Consider the following 17,398-nt stretch of genomic DNA (forward strand, 5'->3'; position numbering starts at 1 on the left):
CTCCTTACATAAAGCTGACGGGTTCAGAATCGATTGAAATATAGATTCCGTGCCGCGTCGCTGTTTGATAATGATTTAAAATATATTCCAATAGCTGCGGGAGCTTTGGTTCGTGTTTATATTTAACCAGTACTTGATAATAATACTTTTTATTAATCCGTGAAATCGCAGATGGTGTTGGTCCCAAAATAATGTTGCGATTCCCTAAATGCTGTCTTAAAAAGCGGTTAACTTCATAAATGGTCTTGGCAGCTTGATTTTCATAGTTTGCACTGGCGGTCACTCGAATCGTAAAGAAGTATGGCGGATAGTTAGCCATAAAGCGCAACCGCATTTCCCAACGATAAAAAGCTTCATAGTCTTGATCCTTAGCGAATTGGATCGCCTCATTATCGGGATTAAAAGTCTGAATGTAAACCTCGCCCTTCTTTTCAGCCCGACCAGCTCTTCCGCTGACCTGCGTCAATAGTTGAAAGGTTTTTTCATTCGCCCGAAAATCAGGGAGCTCTAGTGAAGTATCGGCATTTAAGACTCCGACTAAGGTCACGTTTGGAAAATCAAGCCCCTTTGCGATCATTTGGGTCCCCAATAAAATATCAGCTTGCCCACTACCAAATTGAGCCAGTAGTTTTTCATGGGCGCCCTTGCGCTTCGTAGTATCGACATCCATTCTAATTACCCTGGCGTTCGGGAATAGCCGATTCAGCTCTTGTTCCACTTTTTCGGTCCCGGTTCCAAATGAACGGAGCTGATGCCCATGACAAATCGGACAAATATTGGGGATCGGTTGCTCAAATCCACAATAATGACATTGCATCCGATGCCCATTTAAATGCAAAGTTAATGAAATATCGCAATTAGGACATTTCAAAACAAATCCACAATCTCGACACATTAGAAATGAAGAATAGCCCCGTCGATTAAGCATTAAAACGGATTGCTCTTGTTTGTCCAACCGATCTTGAATTGCTGTTAAGAGAGGCCTGGAAAAATCAGTTTCACCGTCATCCTTCACCACATTACGCATATCGACAACGTTGACGACTGGTAAAGATTGATGGTTGATTCGATGGGGTAACATTAATAACTGATAGACCCCCTTCCCAGCACGAGCGCGTGATTCTAAGGAAGGCGTCGCACTACCCAACACAACTGGACAGTGGTTATATTGACCACGCCATTTGGCAACGTCACGGGTATTATAGCGGGGTGGATCTTCTTGCTTATAGCTACTATCGTGTTCTTCGTCCATGATGATGACCCCGATATTGGTTAGTGGAGCAAACACAGCTGATCTAGCCCCCACCACTATTTTAGCATCGCCTGAATTCACCCGCCGCCATTCATCGTATTTTTCGCCCATTGAAAGGCCACTATGCAACATGGCAACTAAATTACCGAACCGTCCCTTGACCCGATTGACCATCTGGGGCGTTAATGCAATTTCTGGAACTAACATTAGGGCTGTTTTACCAGCTACCAATGCCTTTTGAATCGCTTGAAGGTACACCTCGGTTTTACCAGAACCAGTCACCCCTTCTAGAAGGTAGACATCGTCTGATTCGCTTTTAATCGAAGCTGCGATCTTTTCAACCGCAACTCGTTGATCATCATTCAAGGCCAGTGGATAGTTCTTGTCAATATGATGATTAGCGGGATCACGTAAAACGGTCACCATTTCTTTTCGCGCCCAGCCATTTTTAACAGCGGTATTAATCGTTGAAACATTAATCCCCAGTTCACTGGATAATGCTGATTGAACAATTTGACGTTCAGGATTATCAATTAACCACTTTAGGATCTTTTGCTGAGCCGTAGCTCGTTTACTAACGTTTGCAAGGGCTGCTTTTAATTCATTAACATCTTGATTAGCGCTAATCTTTACGACTTGCTTAGGGCGCGCTTGGTTTTTGACCACATAATCGACTGATAATTGATCTGATTGCACCGCATCAATTATCGCCTTCATTTGGGCTGGCGTAAAATCTGCTTCATTGTATTTGAGCTCGCTACGATCACCAAATAAAGCCATTAATTCTTTACTTAATGGCTTTCCGGTCGTTCTTAATACCTTGGTCGATTTGGCACGCATAACACTTGGTAACATCGTTAACACACAGCTAATCCGAAACGCAAATGTCGTTTTCGCCAACCAGGCAGAAAGTTGCAACATCTCAGAATTAACAGCAGGGGTTAAATCCATGATCGAATCAATGGGCTTGATTTCCCCGTCATAATCAACATGGTCAGTAAAACCAACAATGAAGCCCTGGACTTTTCGCTTTCCACGACCAAATGAAACGATCACTCGGATCCCTAACTTTAAGTCATCCGCTAGTGCATCTGGAATTTTGTAAGTGTATGGTTTGTCAGTTTGCATTGTCGGAACGTCTACTAACACTTGTGCAAATTTCACCGCAAATCGAATCCTTTCTTATTTTAAATCAGTGGCAATCAGCCGAACTAATTGATCTGCAATCTGTTGTTTAGGTAATACTGCAGTTTGAATTGGTTCGTGATCGTCCAAAAAGAACGTCACTTGGTTATCATCACTACTAAAGCCAATTTTTTGATTAGCAACATCATTTGCTACTAACATGTTCAACCCCTTGTCACGAAGCTTCTTTAACGCGTTTTGCTTTAGGTTATTAGTTTCAGCCGCAAAACCAACCGTATACTGATCAGGCCGTTTCACCTTAGCAACCGCCTTTAAAATATCGGCAGCTTCCCTAAATTGGAGGGTGAACGTTTCCGATTGAGCATTCTTTTTAATTTTTTGGTTTTGAACATGCAACGATTCAAAATCGGCAACAGCAGCAGTCATTACTAATACATCGTTTTCATTCATTAATTGTAGCACAGCGGTCTTCAATTCCGCACTAGTTACCACCCGAACTATTTTCATCCCGTTTGGAATCGCCACTCTAACGTCAGCACAGATTAAAGTAACATCAGCCCCTAGCTTAGCAGCTGCTTTGGCAACGGAAATCCCCATTTTACCTGAAGAAGCATTCGTAATAAATCTGACTGGATCGATTGGCTGGCGAGTGGCTCCCGCTGTTACTAGCACCCGTTTATGCTTTAAGGGCAATTCAGTCGGAGCATTCAATGCCATTAGTTGCCCAAGGACAAATTCAGGTTCAGCCATTCGGCCCTTAGCTTCATAGCCCTCTGCTAAAAAACCAACCGTGGGGTCAATTATTATACCCCCGTCAGCACGAACGGTCGCTAAATTACGCTGGGTCGCAGGATTTGCCAACATCTGATCGTTCATGGCAGGGACGAGTACCTTCTTTGCACTAGTTGCTAGTAAAGTCGTCAGCACCTCGTTATCAGCAATCCCGTTGGCCATCTTCGCAATCGTGTTCGCATCAGCAGGCATTACCAATGCTAAATCAGTCCACTGGGCTAATTCAATATGGGTAATTTGGTCGTCATGCATCCCAGCAGATTGATTGGTTACGACTGGAAAATGAGAAAGGGCTTGAAAACTCAATGGCTGAATAAATTTACATGCACCATCGGTCATTAAGACCCGTACATGGGCCCCCGCTTTTACTAATAATCTAGTCATCAATAAACTCTTATAAGCAGCAATACTACCAGTGACATAAAGGGCAACGTTTAAATTTTGAATCATTTTAACCTCCGAATATTAAAAAAGCCCTTGTGAATTTCACAAAGGTTTCTAGAGTAAAACAATCAGTCTAACGGTCAATCTGAACAACGCCCGCAGCAATTTCTTCGAACGCCTTTCCGATTGATTTTTGTGACTTGTATTCTGATAATAATGGCTTAGCACCATCATCTAGTTCATGGGCACGCTTACTGGCCAACATGATCAAAGAATAACGAGAGTTAACTTGCGTTAGTAATTTATCAACAGATGGGTATAATAACATTAATTTTCATCTCCTAACATGGAAAGGTAATCGGGCATTACCCGAGTCACCTTTAATCGTTCGCTTCTAACGATGTTTTTGATATTAGCAACAGCATTTGCCACTTCATCGTTCAAAACCGCATAATCATAATTACGCATCATCTTAATTTCACCAACTGCGGTATGGATCCGCTTATTAATGACTTCCATTTCATCAGTCCCCCGGCCGATCAAACGGTTCTTTAATTCCAATAAATCAGGTGGGGTCAAAAATACGAATACCCCTTCAGGTGAATTAGCACGAACCTGCATCGCACCATTTACTTCAATCTCTAAAAAGACATCCTTGCCCGATTCAAGGGTTTGGTTAACGTATTCGAGTGGGGTGCCATAGTAGTTATCAACATACTTAGCATACTCTAGCATCTCACCATTTTTGATTTTTTCTTCGAATTCTTCTTTCGAAACAAAGAAGTAATCAACCCCGTTTTTTTCGCCATCCCGTGGTTTTCTAGTCGTCATAGAAATTGAATACTGAAAATCAACGTCTGGTTCATTAAAAAGCGCTTTTCTAACGGTTCCCTTCCCAACCCCAGAAGGCCCCGATAAAACAATTAACATTCCTCTTTTGACCATTTTTAGATATCCCCTCAAAATAAACTATTATTTATATTATCACTTTTTTTGACTAATTTATCAACCCATTATTAAGATTAAAGCTGTTTCTTTTCAGAGGCCATCTTTAACATTTCACCTGCGTGTTCGAGGGTCAACTTAGTTACCTTCTTACCTGCTAGCATTCTAGACAGTTCAGAAACCTGTTGATCATGGTCTAACTTTTTAATGGTCGTTTTGGTGCGGTCTTTTATGACCTGTTTGCCAATAAAGTAATGATGATCACCCATTGCAGCGACTTGGGGCAGGTGGGTAATACACAAGACTTGCTCGGTCTCAGCAATTGCACTGATTTTTTCGGCCATCGCTTGAGCGACCCGACCACTGACTCCAGTATCAACCTCATCAAAGATAATTGAAGTAATGCCCTGGGCACTAACGAAAATGGTCTTCAATGCCAACATGATTCTAGATAGTTCCCCACCAGATGCAATTTTAGATAATTCATGGAATCCTTCCCCCGGATTCGTTTGAATATAAAATGAGACGTTCTCAATCCCGCTACTGGTATAGTGATGGGCAGCCAATGGTTCAAAATGAACTTCAAAACGTGTTTGCGCCATGTATAAATCTGCTAACTGCTTATGAATCGATTGGGCCAGCTTAATCGCATACTGATGCCTAATGGTGCTCATTTGCTCACCTTGTTTTTGTAATTGCGTTTCAACTTTTAAAAGCTGCGCATCCAAATCACTGCTATCGCTTTGATCAGCTTCCGTTTGGGCGAGCTCGTCACTAATCCGCTCATAATAAGCTAAGATCTTATGAATTGAGTCTCCGTACTTACGTTTGAGCTGATAGATCAAATCTAATCTAGATTCAATTTCAGAAAGACGATTCGCATCAAATTCCTGTAAATCAGATTCATGTGAAATTTGATTAGAAGCATCTTGAAGGGCGTAATAAGCATTTTGTAAATCGGCACTAATCGCTTGATAATTTTCACCATATTGTTCGATCGACTGCATTGAATTCATTGCATCCCCGATCATATCCAACGGACTGAGCGTATCATCACCATTGATGTGCACAAAACTCCCCTTCAAGGCATCGCTAATGTTTTGATGGTTCAATAATTGGTCGCGCTCACTCACTAGTTCAGCCTCTTCGTTTTCCAAAAGGTTCGCTGAACTAATTTCATTGACTTGGAATTGAAGCATGTCAATGTGTTGAGCCCATTGTTGTTGGTTATTATTCTTATCTGCGACCAGTTGTTTTAACTTGCGGAACCGTTGGTAACTTTCTCGGTATTGTTCCCGAATTTTTTTAATCGGCGTTCCAATGAATTCATCCAGTAAATGTAGATGCCGTTCGGGACGCAATAGTTCTTGGTGATCGTGTTGCCCTTCGATATCAACAATCGTTTGCCCAACACGCTTTAACGTATTCGTATTCACCAACATCCCATTAATCCGACAAACATTCCGCCCATTTCGGGTAATCTCACGTTGTAAAATCACGTTATCATCATCATGATCGATTCCGAGCTCATCCAATAGTCGATAGGTTAACCCCGCCTTAGGAAAGACGAATTGCCCCTGAAGAACTAATTTATCTGAACCAGTCCGAATCAAAGACTTAGAACCGCGACCACCAGCTAATAATCCGATCGCATCCATTACAATTGATTTTCCGGCTCCGGTTTCTCCGGTCAAAACGGTCATATGGTCTTCAAAATTAACATCAATATGATCAATAATCGCTAAATTTTTAATATTTAATTCCTGTAGCAATGGAGAAATCCCCCTATACTAAAAAAAGACTTGTTATCTAAGTCTTTTTATTTTACCACTAGTTGATTCAATTTGTCTCGTAATTGATTAGCGGCATCATCAGAAGTACAAATAATTAAGATCGTGCTATCATCAGAAAGCGTCCCAAAAATTTCATCATAGTTCATTTTACCTACTAATGAACTAATCACGGGCCCACTTCCGGGCGAGACCTTAATCATCACGTTTTTATCTTGCACCGCAATTGAGATCAAAGAATCCTCAACTGCTTGTTGGAGCTTCTTTTCAATATTGATTTTTTTCTCCTGTGGCAAACTATACTTATAGCCACCAGAGCGGGAGGGTACTTTTACTAACCGCATTTCTTTAATGTCACGAGAGACCGTCGCTTGGGTTACTTTAACGCCCACCGCATCCAGCATTTTAACAAATTCAGCCTGATTGCGAATTGCTTCCTTACTAATTAACTGTTTTATCATGTGTTGTCGATCTCTTTTTTTCAATTCAGAACCCCCCTTTGATCCTATTTCTTTACGTTCAATGTTTCATCAGCTCGTTGTAATACTTGATCAACGGAAACATCGGGTGAAATCATGGGCTGGTCAACTGACTTTAAATGAATCAAAAATTCAATATTGCCCTCGCCACCCTTAATCGGTGAGTAGTCTAGGCCTAATACAGAATAGCCACTCGCCACTGCAAATTGCACGATATCATTTAAGACGGCTACATGCACATTATGGTCACGAACGATCCCATGTTTCCCAACGTTTTCTCGACCAGCTTCGAATTGAGGCTTGACTAATGCCACGACCTCGCCATTCGGCTTAATGATCTGTTTTAATGGCGGTAAGATTAAGTGCAATGAAATAAATGAAACATCAATCGACGCAAATTCTGGTTGTCCATCAGTAAAGTCAGCTAGCTTACTATACCGAAAATTGGTGTGCTCCATTACGATTACTCGTGGGTCATTGCGCAGTTTCCAAACCAACTGGTTACTACCAACATCAAGGGCGTAACTTTGTTTAGCACCAGATTGGAGCATTACATCTGTAAAACCACCGGTCGAAGAACCAATGTCTAGAACGATTAGTCCACTAACGTCAATTTTGAACACCCGTAGCGCCTTTTCAAGCTTTAAACCACCGCGACTAACGTATGGCAGAGCACGGCCCTTTAAGTGTAATTTGGTATCAATGGGGATCCGTTCACCGGGCTTGTCCAATCGTTCCTCATTTTTACCCAAGACTTCTCCGGCCATGACCGCCCGTTTAGCCTTTTCACGCGAGTCAAAAAGCCCCTGCGCAACTAACAAAATATCTACTCTTTGCTTTTCCATTTATGCTTCCGCTCCATTAAACTTGAAAATACGAAAAAAACGATGCCAATAGTGACGTATCAATATTTTTTTCGGTTTGAATCTTCTGTAATGCTGCCCGCCCAGTATCAATCGTCTTCGATAACTCTTGATAAGAACGGTCGAGCCCAAATAAATTCGGGTAGGTGTTCTTGATCGCATCCTGGTGAACCGGCTTGCCCAATTGCTTGGCAGTACTAGTCACATCTAAAATATCATCATAAATTTGAAATGCTAACCCGAACGCCTCTGCAAATTGATTCAATTCATCATTGCAGTCTTGATGATCAGCTAGTATGGACCCCGCTCTCACTGAATATAAGATCAAGTCACCAGTCTTATGGCGATGCAGCTTCTTTAGATCACTAAATGCCAACTGCTGGTTTTCATAATAAATATCATCAGCTTGGCCTGCAACCATCCCAGATGGCCCGGCTAATTTGCTGAGTTCAGATACCAACGCCACCTTCATTTCAGGGGATAAATCATTATCGACCAGCCACTGAAAAGCAAGCGTCAATAATCCATCACCCGCCAGCGTGGCCATTCCAGCGCCAAATCGGACGTGATTCGTGGGTTGGCCCCGCCTTAAATCATCGTTATCCATTGCGGGTAAATCATCGTGGATCAATGAATAGGTATGCAATAATTCAACCGCACAGGCGCCCTTTAATCGAGAATGATCAATTGGGACCCCAAACGTCTTTAGGGTCGCTAGGGTCAATAATGGCCGAAGCCGTTTTCCACCCGCTGCAACTGAATAAAGCATCGATTCTGATAGTCTTGGTTGATCAACATCGACTGGCAGGTTTTCAACTAAAAAGGAATTAATTTCAGCTCGATACTGAGCTTCAAAATCCCTTAACCGTTCATCAATGGGCATTTTAATTTCCCTGGTCCCTGTTAAAGTTACTTTGGGTCCCATCATCATTCATTACTTGGGTCAACTTATTCTCAGCATTAGCTAAGGTCATTTTTAATTCTCGGCTAATTTCGACCCCCCGTTGAAATTGATTCAACGCTTCTTCTAATGGCACGTCTCCTTGTCCCAATCGTTGAACGATTTGTTGTAATGCTTGCATATTGGCTTCAAAAGATGGTTTTTCTGGCATAATTAATCGAGCTCCCTATTTATAATTTGTTTAATTTCAGCTTTAGCAACCCCGTCGATAAACGTCAAATCAATTTGATCATTAACGTTCAAATCGGTGATTTTTTTAACTGCATAATCATTCTTTGATACAAAGGTGTAGCCCCGACTCATTGTTTGGAGCGGGCTTAAATGATTCAAATTACCAACGATTCTTTTAAATGTATAGTCCTTATTATTGATAATGTTATTAATTTTAGATTGTAACTGCTGTTCAATCAGGTTCAATTGATTGCGTTCATTTTGAATCAAACTATTTGGTGATTGGTAGTTCAATTGATAAATTAAGTTTTGTAACTGTTTTTGCTTATACTCTATCTGACCATACAAAGAACTATTTAATTGATCAACTAAAGTGTCTAATTGTTGAACGTATATCTCATATAAACGTTGCGGTTGTTTAAAAATATATGAATTCATAATTTCATTTAATAAATTCTTTTGGCTACTAATGTAGTTAGAAAAATTATTTATTAAAAATTCACTATTATTATTAATAAGTTTAGAGATACTTGCGAAATCGGGAACCGCTAATTCTGCAGCCGCAGTCGGTGTAGCTGCACGTCTATCAGCAACTAGATCAGCAATCGTATTGTCGGTCTCATGCCCTACCGATGATATTATCGGGATATTAGAGTTATAAATAGCGTCGATCACTGGTTGTTCATTGAAGGGCCAAAGGTCTTCAATAGACCCCCCACCACGACCAACGATCATTGTATCAAAATTACCTATTGAATTTACGCGTTTGATTTGGTTAGCGATGCTGTTAGCAGCTGCTTTTCCCTGCACTACGGCTGGAAACAACACTATTTGAGCAATTTTAAACCGTCTTCTCACGGTGGTAATAATATCCTTAATTACTGAACCACTTTCAGAGGTAACAACCGCAATTCGATTCGGATATTGTGGAAGTGGTTTCTTATGGGCTTCATTAAAATACCCTGCACTGTTCAGCTTATTTTTTAGCTGTTCGAAAGCTAGAAATAATGAACCAACGCCTTCTGGCTCAATTTTGGTAACATACAGTTGATAGTTACCACCCACAGTGTAGGTAGAAACACGTCCAACAATATTAACTTTCATCCCATCTTTAGGTTCAAACATAACGTTCCTAAAATCGGATGCCCAAATCACGGCACTGATTTTACTTTTGTCATCCTTTATTGAAAAGTATTTATGGCCTTTGCGGTCCTTATAATTTGAAATTTCACCAGTAACATAAACCACTTTCAAGTAAGGATCTTTTTCAAACTTTAGATTAATATAATGGTTCAATGCAGTGACTGATAAATACTGTTGACTATCTACCATTCTTATTCTTCGCCCCCCATGATGCCAGTTCAACGGTTTGACGCATCAAGGTCGCAATTGTCATTGGGCCAACTCCACCTGGAACTGGTGTAATGTAGCCAGCAACTGGTTCAGCAGAGTCATAATCCACGTCCCCGACTAACTTGCCATCCTCATTTAAGTTTTGGCCAACATCAATTACAGTTGCCCCTGCTTTCAAGTCATCACCTGATACCATGTGCAACTTACCGGTCGCAGCAACGACTACATCGGCTTCCTTAATAAAGTGCTTAGCATCTTCTGAATAGTGATTAAGCACCGTAACCGTGGCATTTGCATTGATCAGCAATGCTGCCATTGGTCGCCCAACGATAGCACTTCTACCGATCACAACTGCTTTTTTACCAGTCAGATCAATGTCATATTCTTTAAACATTGCCATTACACCCTTAGGGGTACAGGCAACGGGATAGTTCTTAGGTTCATTTAAAAATAGGTTTCCAACGTTAACGGGATGAAAACCATCAACGTCTTTTTCAGGTTTGATCGTTCTGGTAATCAATTGTTCATCAATTTGTTTTGGTAGTGGGGATTGAACTAAGATCCCATCGATTGATGCATCGTCATTATATTCATTCACAACTTTTAATAATTCAGATTGTGTTGTTTCGGCAGGCAGGTGGTTCACAATGGATTCGATCCCTAATTGTTCTGCCTTTTTATGCTTATTTCTAACATAACGGGCACTAGCTTGATCGTCCCCAACTAAAATGACTGCTAAGCAGGGCTTAATCCCTAAAGTATGTAATTCATTAACCATTTGCTTAGTTTCGTCATTAGTTTTCTTTGCTAATGCTCTTCCATCAATAATTTGTGCCATGATTCCATTCAACCCCTTGATTTTTTATGAACTTAATTGTTTCGTACCCATCTTTATTTTAGCATAACCAAGATTAATTTAAAAAAGGATTCGCACAATGTACGAATCCTTTATAATAAAATTAAATTATTATTAATTTTCGAATTTGATTAGTCTTCGACCAAGTGGGAAAGCACGCCGCTAACAAAACGACGGGAACGATCGTCACTATACTTTTTAGCCAGTTCGATTGCTTCATTAATCGCAACTTTATCTGGAATATCATCAACATAATCGTGTTCGTAAAATGCAATTCGTAAGATGATCAGATCGACCTTGGCAATTCTGCTGATCGACCAGCGTTGCCCTAAGTATTGGCTAATCTGTGAATCTAATTCAGATTCATGATCTAACACACCGTCAACTAATTGACGTAAATAATCAGGGTAATTAGCTTCATCATCTTTTACAATTACATGGAAAAAACTTTCCTTATCAGTTTCCTTATTTGTATTAATTGCAAACAAGGTCTGAAAAGCAAGCTCTCTAATTTGGTGCCGATTTAAACTCACTTTTTACTCACCCTTACTCTTATCGTTATCCGCAAATAAATCATCAGGATCAATTTTGCTTTCAGAATGAGCATGCACAATCCCATCAACATGAACATTAACATCCAAGACATCCAACTCAGTCATGAACAATAACTGTTGTTTGACCTTATCTTGAATCTCTAATGCTACCTTAGGAACTGAGACACCATAATCAACATAGACATAGATGTCAACGCTAACTTGGTCTTGATCATTGAAGGAAAGCTTGATCCCCTTTCCAAAATCTTTATGACCAAATAATTCATTCACTCCCGTAGCAAATGAACCACGCATTCTTTCCACTCCGGGAACTTTAACGGCAGCAATGCTTGCAATAATTTCAAGCACCCGCGGGGCGATATTGATCGAACCGCCGTTTTCCTTGCTACCCTTTAATAAAGTGTTACTCTCTGCCATAAATATCACCCTTTCATTAAATGCCGGTATTGATATTGTAATTAAGCTCTGGAGATATAAGTCCCATCCGTAGTATTGATGGTCAACTTGTCACCAGAGTTAACGAAGAATGGGACTTGGACTACTAACCCAGTCGTCATGGTTGCGGGCTTAGAACCACCTGAAGCGGTATTTCCCTTGATACTTGGTTCAGTTTCAGCAACTTCCAAAACAACCGTATTTGGTAAGTCGACCCCAAGGGTTTCACTACCGTATTGAATCACGTTTACTTCCATGTTTTCTTGAAGGTAGTTCATTTCTTCTTCAATTTGGTTTTCTGGAATCGTGATTTGTTCGTAAGTATCCATATCCATGAAGACACAACCAGTTGGATCACCGTAAAGGTATTGCATCTTTCTAGTCGTAATTGGAGCTTGTTCCATCTTAGCCCCGGCACGGAAAGTCTTATCTTGAACGGCACCCGTTCTTAGGTTCTTTAACTTAGAACGAACAAAAGCGCCACCCTTTCCTGGCTTAACGTGTTGGAAACTGATGATCTTCCAAATTGCGTTATCCACTTCGATTGTTAAACCATTCTTAAATTGTGCAGTTGAAATTGTAGCCATTGTTATTCCTCCTATAGTAGAAACAATGATATTCATATCTTAATTATCTTGAATATTATAACATACTTGGCAACTATGTGATTATCGGTCACAAAATAAAAAGGAGCCCCTTAAGGCTCCTTAGTTATCTTTTATCCGTATTATTTAGCGACAGCTTCAGATACTGGGTATACTGAAACTTGACGACGGTTACGGCCTAAACGTTCAAACTTAACGATCCCGTCAGCAAGAGCAAATAAAGTGTCATCGCCACCACGCTTAACATTTTTACCTGGGTAAATATGAGTACCACGTTGACGGTAGATGATTGCACCCTTTGTAGCCATACCACCATCAGGAATCTTAGTTCCTAGACGACGACCAGCTGAGTCACGACCATTAGCAGTTGAACCTCCCCCTTTATGGTGAGAGAAGAATTGTAAGTTCATTTCTAACATTTGATTACACCTCCACGGATGGAAATTATCGATTTATTTTTAAATTAACGTATTGTGAATAACTATTCGCAATCTCAGTCATGCCTAATTCAAACGCTGCAAGCAACGTCTGGACTTTCAATGACTGCTCGTGATTACTAATGACTGGAACCTTGACGATCAATAATCCACCGTTAACGGCATCACTTTGAACATCAGGGGTAACTCCAGCAACCGTCTGTAAAGCATTCGTCGTAGTAATCGATAATGCCGAGACCGCTGAACAAACAATGTCTTGACCATATTCACCAGAATCAGCATGGCCTGTTAATTCGAATGAAGTGATCAAATCACCTTGATAATCAATAATTGTTTGTATCATTAATAACTCCTTAATTAAGCCTTGATTGAGTCAATCTTAACCTTAGTGTAAGGTTGTCTGTGACCCTTCTTGGATTGAGAACCCTTCTTAGGCTTGTATCTGAAAATGGTAATCTTCTTTTCACGACCTTGCTTTTCAACAGTTCCTGAAACAGAAGCACCATCAACTAGTGGAGCACCAACCTTAGCTGAGTCACCACCAACGAATACAACCTTGTCAAAGGTAACCTTGTCACCTTCGTTAGCATTGAGCTTTTCAACGAAGATTGATTCACCTTCAGCAACCTTGTATTGCTTACCACCTGTAATAATAATAGCGTACATTTATGTGCACCTCCTTAAATAATTTGCTTAGACTCGCCGAAATTAAGCGTCGCAAAACGCGAACTTAATACTTAAATCGTGCGGTTGTAGCTGTGGAAGTCCACAAATACAACAATGACTAGTATAGCCTACCTAATCATCAAAAGTCAAGCCACAAAAAAACATTAGTCCAAAAAGACTAATGTTTTTTTAATGCCATCTTTAATGTCGCAGGAGAGACTCGAACTCTCGACCTACGGTTTAGAAGACCGTTGCTCTATCCAACTGGGCTACTGCGACATTCAAACAACATTAATGATTATACGAGATGAAACGAAATGTGTCAATCCATAATTTTAAATTATTTGGGATCAATCGCGGTCCAAATTAACCTGGTGGTTGAATTCAGTATTGATATCATCAACGCTGAACCCTAAATCAGCTAACCCTAATTTCAAAAATAATTTCCACGCATGGTTAAAATCAGTTTGACTGTGTTTAAAGTAAGCAGCAAATAACATATTTTTAGTTGCTAGGTAAATCTTGCTTAGATCCGTTTTTGTAAATTGATGACTTAATTTAGTCAACTCTGCATCGTCGATCAACACATTACGGTTCCAATTTCTCAGGTTGGCAACTAGTAAAAATGCCCGCATTACCTTTGCATATTGAGCCAATAATTCAGCAGAACTTTCGGTCGGACGCTCTGCTTTAGCAATAAACCAACCCATCATATCTGCAAGCTTAGCAAAAGAAACATCCAATTCAACAAATGCATTCTTGAACCTGGTATCTGGTAAATATTGGAGTTGATTTTTTTGTTCATATTGACGGTAATAGTTTACCGCATTGATTAACAGCGTTTTAAAATCCAAATGAGCCCCTCCCTGTAATTATTTTGCGTCGATTTCTAAATCGGCAAGGTTATCTAAGTACCAATTCTTTAGAAAGTCGTACTTTAATAATAACTGGAACCAAGAAACGTTCTCGTGCTCATCCACTACCTGCAGGCCCCAATCTGGTTGTTCATCATCACCGTTATTAAAGATGTTTAACTTCACGCCATCTAAGTCCAATTGGGCTCCCGTAAATTGATATGACATTAGGGAATAGCCACTTTGCGAAGCACTTATAAATAGCTCATCAATGATTCGAACCGGAATCTGAGGGTTTTTAAAGGCGTGAAAATGATTGTTGTTGACTGCTAAAATACTATAATCCACATCATACCCAAAATCATTTTGCATATACTTAGCAAACTCAATTAGGGTGTTCACTGCAATGATGATCGGAGTCGATCCCACTTCTGGATTTAAGTTCACCACAAATAAGTTCACGAGTGAATCACTGTTAAATTGAGTTTGCTTCGTAGCAAAGTCTTGGTAGAAGATATGCTCACCATGCTTCACGTCAGTATATGCAACCGCACTTTCATTGACGATAAATTTAAATGCATCGCCATCATCCAATTGGGTTAGCCGTTGAACGACATCCCCTGCAGTCCCGTTCATATCCATTTGAATCATTGATGAAATATTATGCTCTTCTAATAACCGTGCCATAAAGATTAGGTACAGGTCAGCCTTAGAATATTTAACTGGATAAGTAACAAAATCCCCATCAAGCTTAAAGTCGATCAACTGGTTGATTGAATCTAATAATTCATTTTTATCATCAGTATAGATCATATTATCGAATATCTTAGTGTAGTCAGCCCCATTGCTCAGGCCCTTTTTTAGATTTTGATTATATTCAAATAGCGCAATGCTCATTTTCCGATCACTATCTTTCATTACTGTCCACCCCTTCGTGCTTAGCCAAACTGCTCATGTAGTCATGGTAAAGGTGTGATTGATTTTCCATGAAATCGCTAAAAGTTTGAAAAGCATCCCGAATACTTTGCTTTTCATAACTAATGATCGTGTCTTCCTTATTTAAATCGAGGATCTTAGATTCATTTTCCTTGATTTGTTTAGCCCCCGCTGAAGCCAATTCGTCTTCATGCACTAGTTTTTTATACTGCTTAGTCAATTGATGATGCTCTTCTTTAACCTTAGCTGCATCCCAAGGCATCGTGAACTTGGACTCGTTTTCACGGATTGCGACCTTCAATTCACTCTTCTTTTCATCACGATCATTTTTAGAATCAATCATGGTTTGTAATTCCTGGTTGTTATCAGTGATTTCCATGATTTGATCAGAGTAAAACGTTTTGTTTTCAGCTTCTAATTCAAATGAACGCTTTAATTGATCCAATTCAGCTTCTTTAAATTTGAAATTAACGGCTAAGACATCTAATTCACCGAATAACTTATGGTCCCACCAATTACCGAAGTAAATCAAAAAATGGCCGAATTTATATTCATTGTAATAAAAAAATGGATATGTTTGTGCTAAGTATTTAATTAACCGACGGCTTAAGTAGTGGCTTAGTTCAGTTCTTAAATCACTCACTAATAGTGAAACATCATATTTATCATCCAATGGTTCCGCTGGTTCCATAATGGAATTGAAACGTTCAGCGTTAATTAATTGATAGATAGTTAAATCGTCGTTTTGGTGCAAAGCATTCCGCAATGCATTTAGATGTTCGATTTTGGCATCTAAACTAGCACTGAGTTCATCAGCACTAGTGTCTAAATTATCATTATTCATTGTTTACCCTCGCTCTATTTCATGTTTTAAGACCACATTCGCTTTAAAACAAAAATGTAGCCAACTGGATATAGTTAACTACATTATATGATATCATAATTTAAAAATTTGGATAAATATTTTTGATTTTAAATTGTTTTAAGTTTGCCACGGAAATCGGCTAATGACTTATAGCCCTTATCAGCCATGATCCGTTCTAATTCTGCGGTGAGTCGTTGGTAGACACCCATGCCCTCCATTTGGAGTTGGGTCCCAACTGAAACCAATTCAGCACCACAAAGGATGTGGGCGAAAACATCTGCTCCCGTCTTGACACCCCCGGTCCCAATGATCTTGATCGAATCATTTAACCGTTGCCGTAAGGCCCGCACGTTAGCCAAGGCCGTTGGTAATACCATTTGGCCCCCTAAGCCACCAAAGCCACCCTTAGGCTTGATCACAACTGATTCACTGGCTACATCGACCCAAAGACCGTTACCAACTGAATTGATCGAATTGACATGCGTCAACGGGAATTGGTTCAAGACTTCAGCAATTTGATCGAAGTGCACTAGATCAAAGTATGGTGGTAATTTGACCCCGAGTGGCTTTTTGTAAAATGAAAAGATCTCATTCAATAAAGCTGCGGTCCCCTCAACATCATAAGCCATTTGGGGTTTGCCGATCACGTTCGGGCAGGAAAGATTTAATTCGGTCAAACCTTGATAGTCAGAATCTTGAATTTGGTGTAACAACTTCACATCATCAGCTGCTGATAGACCAGCCACTGATAAGATCGTTGGCTTTTGATGTTCACCTAATACATATTTAATGTAGTAGTCAAAGCCATAATTGGGTAGCCCCATTGAATTAATCGATCCCTGTTCGAATTCATAGTAGCGTGGCGCTGGATTTCCATCCCGCTTTTCAAGGGTGGCACTCTTGGTCACGATTCCTCCCATGTATTCATTGTTCAATAAATCATCTAGTTCTTCAGTGCTTTGGCAGTGCACCCCAGATGCGTTCAAGAATAATTGATCGAAAGTAACCCCGTTAATGTGGCCTGTTAAATCTAACTTAGTCATCGTGTTCCTCC

At 40.1% G+C, this 17,398-nt stretch carries 21 protein-coding genes, 1 tRNA gene and 1 other annotated feature; all 22 genes read right to left on the minus strand.

All coding sequences use genetic code 11. The annotated features are described in order from the left end of the window. Nucleotides 1-4: 4 nt before the first annotated feature. Nucleotides 5-2,416: a primosomal protein N' gene (gene priA, locus ACSYTE_RS04765; protein WP_491716321.1), complete on the minus strand. Its 2,412-nt coding sequence runs from the start codon at nt 2,414-2,416 to the stop codon at nt 5-7. A gap of 18 nt (nt 2,417-2,434) precedes the next feature. Then, nucleotides 2,435-3,640, minus strand: coding sequence for a bifunctional phosphopantothenoylcysteine decarboxylase/phosphopantothenate--cysteine ligase CoaBC (gene coaBC, locus ACSYTE_RS04770; RefSeq protein ID WP_491716322.1), 1,206 nt, complete (start codon nt 3,638-3,640; stop codon nt 2,435-2,437). A gap of 67 nt (nt 3,641-3,707) precedes the next feature. Next, on the minus strand, nt 3,708-3,902 hold the full coding sequence (gene rpoZ / locus ACSYTE_RS04775; RefSeq protein ID WP_491716323.1) for a DNA-directed RNA polymerase subunit omega: 195 nt from the start codon (nt 3,900-3,902) through the stop codon (nt 3,708-3,710). Next, nucleotides 3,902-4,519: a guanylate kinase gene (gene gmk, locus ACSYTE_RS04780; RefSeq protein WP_491716324.1), complete on the minus strand. Its 618-nt coding sequence runs from the start codon at nt 4,517-4,519 to the stop codon at nt 3,902-3,904. Before gmk ends, rpoZ begins: the two co-directional genes overlap by 1 nt. Before the next feature lie 77 nt (nt 4,520-4,596). After that, a complete protein-coding gene (recN, locus tag ACSYTE_RS04785) occupies nt 4,597-6,291 on the minus strand; it encodes a DNA repair protein RecN (protein ID WP_491716325.1) in 1,695 nt (564 codons plus the stop codon). Between the two features lie 47 nt (nt 6,292-6,338). Then, on the minus strand, nt 6,339-6,794 hold the full coding sequence (gene argR, locus ACSYTE_RS04790) for an arginine repressor (protein WP_491716326.1): 456 nt from the start codon (nt 6,792-6,794) through the stop codon (nt 6,339-6,341). Nucleotides 6,795-6,814: 20 nt separating this feature from the next. After that, nucleotides 6,815-7,633: a TlyA family RNA methyltransferase gene (locus ACSYTE_RS04795; RefSeq protein WP_491716327.1), complete on the minus strand. Its 819-nt coding sequence runs from the start codon at nt 7,631-7,633 to the stop codon at nt 6,815-6,817. A 16-nt stretch (nt 7,634-7,649) separates the two neighbouring features. Beyond that, on the minus strand, nt 7,650-8,534 hold the full coding sequence (locus ACSYTE_RS04800; RefSeq protein ID WP_491716328.1) for a polyprenyl synthetase family protein: 885 nt from the start codon (nt 8,532-8,534) through the stop codon (nt 7,650-7,652). Nucleotide 8,535: 1 nt separating this feature from the next. Beyond that, nucleotides 8,536-8,763: an exodeoxyribonuclease VII small subunit gene (locus ACSYTE_RS04805; RefSeq protein WP_491716329.1), complete on the minus strand. Its 228-nt coding sequence runs from the start codon at nt 8,761-8,763 to the stop codon at nt 8,536-8,538. A gap of 2 nt (nt 8,764-8,765) precedes the next feature. Beyond that, entirely contained in the window at nt 8,766-10,115 is a 1,350-nt protein-coding gene (gene xseA / locus ACSYTE_RS04810) for an exodeoxyribonuclease VII large subunit (RefSeq protein ID WP_491716330.1), read from the minus strand. Then, complete coding sequence (locus ACSYTE_RS04815) at nt 10,105-10,974, minus strand: bifunctional 5,10-methylenetetrahydrofolate dehydrogenase/5,10-methenyltetrahydrofolate cyclohydrolase (RefSeq protein ID WP_491716331.1); 870 nt, start codon at nt 10,972-10,974, stop codon at nt 10,105-10,107. Before ACSYTE_RS04815 ends, xseA begins: the two co-directional genes overlap by 11 nt. A 149-nt stretch (nt 10,975-11,123) precedes the next feature. Further along, the gene (nusB, locus tag ACSYTE_RS04820) at nt 11,124-11,525 is read right to left on the minus strand and encodes a transcription antitermination factor NusB (RefSeq protein WP_491716332.1); all 402 of its coding nucleotides are present in this window, start codon (nt 11,523-11,525) and stop codon (nt 11,124-11,126) included. A 3-nt stretch (nt 11,526-11,528) separates the two neighbouring features. Further along, nucleotides 11,529-11,963, minus strand: a complete 435-nt coding sequence (locus tag ACSYTE_RS04825; protein ID WP_491716333.1) for an Asp23/Gls24 family envelope stress response protein — start codon at nt 11,961-11,963, stop codon at nt 11,529-11,531. A 41-nt stretch (nt 11,964-12,004) separates the two neighbouring features. Beyond that, nucleotides 12,005-12,568, minus strand: coding sequence for an elongation factor P (gene efp / locus ACSYTE_RS04830; RefSeq protein WP_491716334.1), 564 nt, complete (start codon nt 12,566-12,568; stop codon nt 12,005-12,007). Between the two features lie 140 nt (nt 12,569-12,708). Continuing rightward, on the minus strand, nt 12,709-13,005 hold the full coding sequence (gene rpmA, locus ACSYTE_RS04835; RefSeq protein ID WP_491716335.1) for a 50S ribosomal protein L27: 297 nt from the start codon (nt 13,003-13,005) through the stop codon (nt 12,709-12,711). Nucleotides 13,006-13,030: 25 nt separating this feature from the next. After that, on the minus strand, nt 13,031-13,366 hold the full coding sequence (locus tag ACSYTE_RS04840) for a ribosomal-processing cysteine protease Prp (RefSeq protein WP_491716336.1): 336 nt from the start codon (nt 13,364-13,366) through the stop codon (nt 13,031-13,033). Nucleotides 13,367-13,380: 14 nt separating this feature from the next. After that, nucleotides 13,381-13,689 (minus strand): 50S ribosomal protein L21, encoded by a 309-nt coding sequence (gene rplU, locus ACSYTE_RS04845; protein WP_219054511.1) that lies wholly within the window; start codon nt 13,687-13,689, stop codon nt 13,381-13,383. A 19-nt stretch (nt 13,690-13,708) separates the two neighbouring features. Next, nucleotides 13,709-13,785, minus strand: a sequence feature (ribosomal protein L21 leader region). Nucleotides 13,786-13,894: 109 nt separating this feature from the next. Then, nucleotides 13,895-13,968: transfer RNA gene (locus ACSYTE_RS04850), tRNA-Arg, on the minus strand. A 71-nt stretch (nt 13,969-14,039) separates the two neighbouring features. Beyond that, on the minus strand, nt 14,040-14,543 hold the full coding sequence (locus ACSYTE_RS04855; RefSeq protein ID WP_491716337.1) for a 2-deoxyuridine 5-triphosphate nucleotidohydrolase: 504 nt from the start codon (nt 14,541-14,543) through the stop codon (nt 14,040-14,042). 18 nt (nt 14,544-14,561) lie between these two features. After that, nucleotides 14,562-15,461 carry a hypothetical protein gene (locus ACSYTE_RS04860; RefSeq protein ID WP_491716338.1) on the minus strand — a complete coding sequence of 300 codons (900 nt, stop codon included), beginning with the start codon at nt 15,459-15,461 and terminating at the stop codon, nt 14,562-14,564. Next, nucleotides 15,451-16,323, minus strand: coding sequence for an exonuclease SbcC (locus ACSYTE_RS04865; protein WP_491716339.1), 873 nt, complete (start codon nt 16,321-16,323; stop codon nt 15,451-15,453). The genes ACSYTE_RS04860 and ACSYTE_RS04865 overlap by 11 nt, the downstream gene beginning before the upstream one ends. 128 nt (nt 16,324-16,451) lie before the next feature. Next, nucleotides 16,452-17,387 carry a dihydroorotate oxidase gene (locus ACSYTE_RS04870; protein WP_491716340.1) on the minus strand — a complete coding sequence of 312 codons (936 nt, stop codon included), beginning with the start codon at nt 17,385-17,387 and terminating at the stop codon, nt 16,452-16,454. Between the last annotated feature and the right edge of the window lie 11 nt (nt 17,388-17,398).

Source organism: Nicoliella sp. ESL1120, from assembly GCF_058508515.1.

What these genes read in the sequence shown, in the direction of transcription:
- ACSYTE_RS04860 (WP_491716338.1), bottom strand. Translation starts at nt 15,461, where the DNA reads ATGAAAGATAGTGATCGGAAAATGAGCATTGCGCTATTTGAATATAAT.
- efp (WP_491716334.1), bottom strand. Translation starts at nt 12,568, where the DNA reads ATGGCTACAATTTCAACTGCACAATTTAAGAATGGTTTAACAATCGAA.
- rpoZ (WP_491716323.1), bottom strand. Translation starts at nt 3,902, where the DNA reads ATGTTATTATACCCATCTGTTGATAAATTACTAACGCAAGTTAACTCT.
- ACSYTE_RS04870 (WP_491716340.1), bottom strand. Translation starts at nt 17,387, where the DNA reads ATGACTAAGTTAGATTTAACAGGCCACATTAACGGGGTTACTTTCGAT.
- ACSYTE_RS04800 (WP_491716328.1), bottom strand. Translation starts at nt 8,534, where the DNA reads ATGCCCATTGATGAACGGTTAAGGGATTTTGAAGCTCAGTATCGAGCT.
- coaBC (WP_491716322.1), bottom strand. Translation starts at nt 3,640, where the DNA reads ATGATTCAAAATTTAAACGTTGCCCTTTATGTCACTGGTAGTATTGCT.
- rplU (WP_219054511.1), bottom strand. Translation starts at nt 13,689, where the DNA reads ATGTACGCTATTATTATTACAGGTGGTAAGCAATACAAGGTTGCTGAA.
- ACSYTE_RS04795 (WP_491716327.1), bottom strand. Translation starts at nt 7,633, where the DNA reads ATGGAAAAGCAAAGAGTAGATATTTTGTTAGTTGCGCAGGGGCTTTTT.
- ACSYTE_RS04865 (WP_491716339.1), bottom strand. Translation starts at nt 16,323, where the DNA reads ATGAATAATGATAATTTAGACACTAGTGCTGATGAACTCAGTGCTAGT.
- ACSYTE_RS04840 (WP_491716336.1), bottom strand. Translation starts at nt 13,366, where the DNA reads ATGATACAAACAATTATTGATTATCAAGGTGATTTGATCACTTCATTC.
- gmk (WP_491716324.1), bottom strand. Translation starts at nt 4,519, where the DNA reads ATGGTCAAAAGAGGAATGTTAATTGTTTTATCGGGGCCTTCTGGGGTT.
- ACSYTE_RS04815 (WP_491716331.1), bottom strand. Translation starts at nt 10,974, where the DNA reads ATGGCACAAATTATTGATGGAAGAGCATTAGCAAAGAAAACTAATGAC.
- ACSYTE_RS04805 (WP_491716329.1), bottom strand. Translation starts at nt 8,763, where the DNA reads ATGCCAGAAAAACCATCTTTTGAAGCCAATATGCAAGCATTACAACAA.
- rpmA (WP_491716335.1), bottom strand. Translation starts at nt 13,005, where the DNA reads ATGTTAGAAATGAACTTACAATTCTTCTCTCACCATAAAGGGGGAGGT.
- ACSYTE_RS04825 (WP_491716333.1), bottom strand. Translation starts at nt 11,963, where the DNA reads ATGGCAGAGAGTAACACTTTATTAAAGGGTAGCAAGGAAAACGGCGGT.
- xseA (WP_491716330.1), bottom strand. Translation starts at nt 10,115, where the DNA reads ATGGTAGATAGTCAACAGTATTTATCAGTCACTGCATTGAACCATTAT.